At 62.0% G+C, this 3,151-nt stretch carries 4 protein-coding genes; all 4 read right to left on the bottom strand.

Annotated features, from left to right (window positions below; genetic code table 11):
• Positions 1-14: 14 nt before the first annotated feature.
• Positions 15-527 carry a hypothetical protein gene (locus tag FHW96_RS25760; protein ID WP_172343419.1) on the bottom strand — a complete coding sequence of 171 codons (513 nt, stop codon included), beginning with the start codon at positions 525-527 and terminating at the stop codon, positions 15-17.
• Positions 528-560: 33 nt separating this feature from the next.
• The gene (locus FHW96_RS25755) at positions 561-2,195 is read right to left on the bottom strand and encodes an IS66 family transposase (protein WP_371815819.1); all 1,635 of its coding nucleotides are present in this window, start codon (positions 2,193-2,195) and stop codon (positions 561-563) included.
• 66 nt (positions 2,196-2,261) lie between these two features.
• Positions 2,262-2,615, bottom strand: a complete 354-nt coding sequence (tnpB, locus tag FHW96_RS25750) for an IS66 family insertion sequence element accessory protein TnpB (protein WP_054132008.1) — start codon at positions 2,613-2,615, stop codon at positions 2,262-2,264.
• The gene (locus FHW96_RS25745) at positions 2,612-3,055 is read right to left on the bottom strand and encodes a transposase (protein WP_172343418.1); all 444 of its coding nucleotides are present in this window, start codon (positions 3,053-3,055) and stop codon (positions 2,612-2,614) included. The genes tnpB and FHW96_RS25745 overlap by 4 nt, the downstream gene beginning before the upstream one ends.
• Positions 3,056-3,151: the final 96 nt, after the last annotated feature.

Genomic DNA, 3,151 nt, shown 5'->3' with positions numbered 1-3,151 from the left:
CGTAAGCGTCCGGTTCACCCCTTCTTGGTATGGGCTCGATGGATTTTAGCTTCGAGCTCGGAGGCACCTTTTAGCCAAGTGCTAAAATATACCGGAGCATGGTCCTTGAAGTAGATGACCGCCAAGCCGAGAGAATCGTATTTTGCGAATTTCACGATTGCTGAAAGATCGTGTTCGACAGTTTTCCGAGGTGTGCGCAATCTTAAGATGCTGCCACGCCAGCTGATCTTGGTCCAATAGGCTGCCCATCCAATGAAGAAGCCCATAAACCCAAAACCGGCGATCAAAAAATAGAAGGCCGCATTTTGTTGCTCGGCATCAGGTCGTGTTGAGCCACCCGAGAGCATAATGAAACCGAAAAGCGCAAGCATCGCCATGGTTCCGATAAGCAGGCAATGCAGCAGCGGGCCAGGTAGAAGCAAATGCCACCCATCAGGGGTCAATTTGGCCCGCGCAGGCCTGGCTGCTACGAAACATGAGACCGCGACACTAGCGACTGCGCCAATCAGGCCTGCAATGATTGACATGAGCTTCTCCCGCGAGTGGCGCGGAGACTGTAATTACGCTGTCGTTTGAATATTCCAAGGCAACAGTTCATCAATCCGGTTGATGGGATGGCCCTTGCCGATGCGGTCGAGAACATCGGCCAGCCATTCCTGCGGGTTGACGCCATTGAGCTTGGCGGTTTCCAGCAGCGAATACATGGCGGCAGCGCGCTCGCCGCCGCAGTCGGCACCGGCAAAAAGCCAGTTTTTGCGGCCCAGACATATCCCCCGGAGCGCGTTCTCTGCCGGGTTGTTGTCGATCTCCAGCCTGCCGTCCTCGGTATAGGTCAGCAATTGGGGCTTGAGCTTCACAGCATAGCGCAGCGCCTCAGCCAGCGGTGAGCGAGCCGATACCTTCGACAGCACATCATCTGCCCATGCGAAGAAATCCAGTGCCTTGGCTTTCGATGCCATGCGCGCCTGCCGCCGTTCCTCAGCCGACATATCGTCGATCTGGCGCTCGATGGCGTAAAGGTCGCGGATCATATCCAGCCCTTGGCGCGCCACGGAATGCTCGTCCGCCTTGAATACGTCATGCAGCTTGCGGCGGGCATGTGCCCAGCAGGCGACAGGCGTTATCCGCCCCGGCTCACGATCAGGGGCATAGAGCCGCTCGAACCCGGCATAGGCATCGGCCTGCAGGAAGCCCGCGAATGACTTGAGGTGTTCGCGTGGCCGCTCGCCCTTGCGATCCGGGCTGTAGCGGAACAGTGCTGCCGGTCTATCCGATGCGTCCCATCGTCGGTTGTCGCGCAGATAGACCCACAGCCTGCCGGTGGCGGTCTTCCCGGTCCCCGGCGCCAGCACCGGAACAGGCGTGTCATCAGCGTGGAGTTTGATGCTGGCCATGACGTGATCGGTAATCTTGTCGACCAGCGGTTGCAGCAGCCAGCTTGCCTGCCCCAGCCAGTCCGCCATCGTCGAGCGGCTGATCTCCACGCCTTCGCGGGCATAGATCTGCGACTGGCGATACAAAGGCAGGTGATCGGCAAACTTCGAGACGATGACATGCGCCAGCAGGCCGGCGCCAGCACGGCCACGCGGCACGGGCAGCCCCGGGGCCGGTGCCTGGCTGATGGCATCGCAGCGATTGCAGGACAGCTTGGGCCGAACATGACGGGTGACGCGGAAGCGACCCGGGACATATTCCAGCACCTCGGTCACGTCCTCGCCGAGTTTGCCCATTGTACCGCCACAGGCCGAGCAGCCGTCGGCATCCGGTGCGGCGTGCATGATCTCGTCGCGAGGCAGATGGTCGGGCAGCGGCGCGCGGCGCGGCTTGCGTGGGGGAGCCTTGGTGGGCGCATCACCGGGCACGCCGCCTTCGACCACGCACTCGGCATGGGCATGCTCGGCTTCGAGGTCTTCCAGCGTCAGTTCAAGTTGATCGGCCTCTGCCGCAAGGCGCTCGGAGGATTGGCCGAACTTCATGCGCCGAAGACGGGCCAGCTGAACCTTGAACTTCTCGATCTGCAGCGCGGTCAGCTTGATCGAATTCTGCGCCATCTCCAGCTTCTCGCGGGTCTCGCCATGGGCGGTCTGCTCGGCGGCCAGCGCCTGCTCTGACGCCATCGCGCGCGCCAGCATGGCAGCGGCAAAAGCGCGCAATTCTGCGGGATCAGCAGGCAGTTCGAAATCGTCGGGAGACACGCTTCCCGCTAGCAGAATCCGCCCCTTCGCCCAAGCAAAAAGCCCGGAATTGCGGCAATTACAACGTCATAGTTGAGCAGGTGTGCGGGGTGGTTCGGGCGCCACCGTCCGCCGCCAATCCATCGCCTCGATCAGCAAGGCGAACTGCGCAGGGGTCAATACCACGCCGCCTTCGATCAAGGGCGGCCACACAAAACGGCTGCGTTCCAGACGCTTTGCGAACAGGCAAAGCCCGCTGCCATCCCAGTGCAGCGCCTTCAAGTAATTGCCGCTCTTGCTGCGAAACAGGAAGACATGACCGCCGTAGGGCTCGACCGCGAACAAGGGACGCACCAGCGCGGCAAGCCCGTCAAAGCCGAGCCGCATGCTGACCGGCTTGCTCGCCAGATAGACCTTGGTGCCCGGCGCCAGCGAAATCATGCGACATCCCGCAACGCGCGCAGCACCCGCGCCAGTGCCTTCTCGTTGACATAGCTGTCCACCGACAGCCGGATGCCGCCGGGCAGATCGACGTCTATCGCTCCGGGGCGAGTGCCGGGATGCGGGCGGGTCAGTTCCTCGGCGGCGGTGTGCTGGGCAGGCGCTGGCTGTGGTGCCATCGGCGTGGGGGCAAGCGCTTGGCCTGTCGGTTCAGCCACCGAACCATAGGCGATGAACTGCAGCGGCTCACTGGAAAGCTTCTCCGCCTCTCGGCGCATCCGCCGCCAGCCATGGATCAGCCCCGGCGACATGCCCAATCGCTTGGCCACGCCCACGATCGTGGCTTTGGGCTCGTCGCACATCGCCAGAACCGCCGCGCGCTCCTCATCCGAATATCGGCGGCGACGTTCCACCCCGGTGATGATTTCAACCCTATCCAACGCACTCTCCTTACGCAGTGCGAATGGACACTGCGTAAGGCGCGCTCATCGCGATTGTGCATCAACCTGGCAACACGACCAAGGCCGGACGCTTAC

The organism is Novosphingobium sp. SG751A (assembly GCF_013149295.1).
Lineage (GTDB): Bacteria > Pseudomonadota > Alphaproteobacteria > Sphingomonadales > Sphingomonadaceae > Novosphingobium.
The sequence above is the reverse complement of the archived record's forward strand: the minus strand, read 5'-3'. Positions and strand labels throughout refer to the sequence as shown.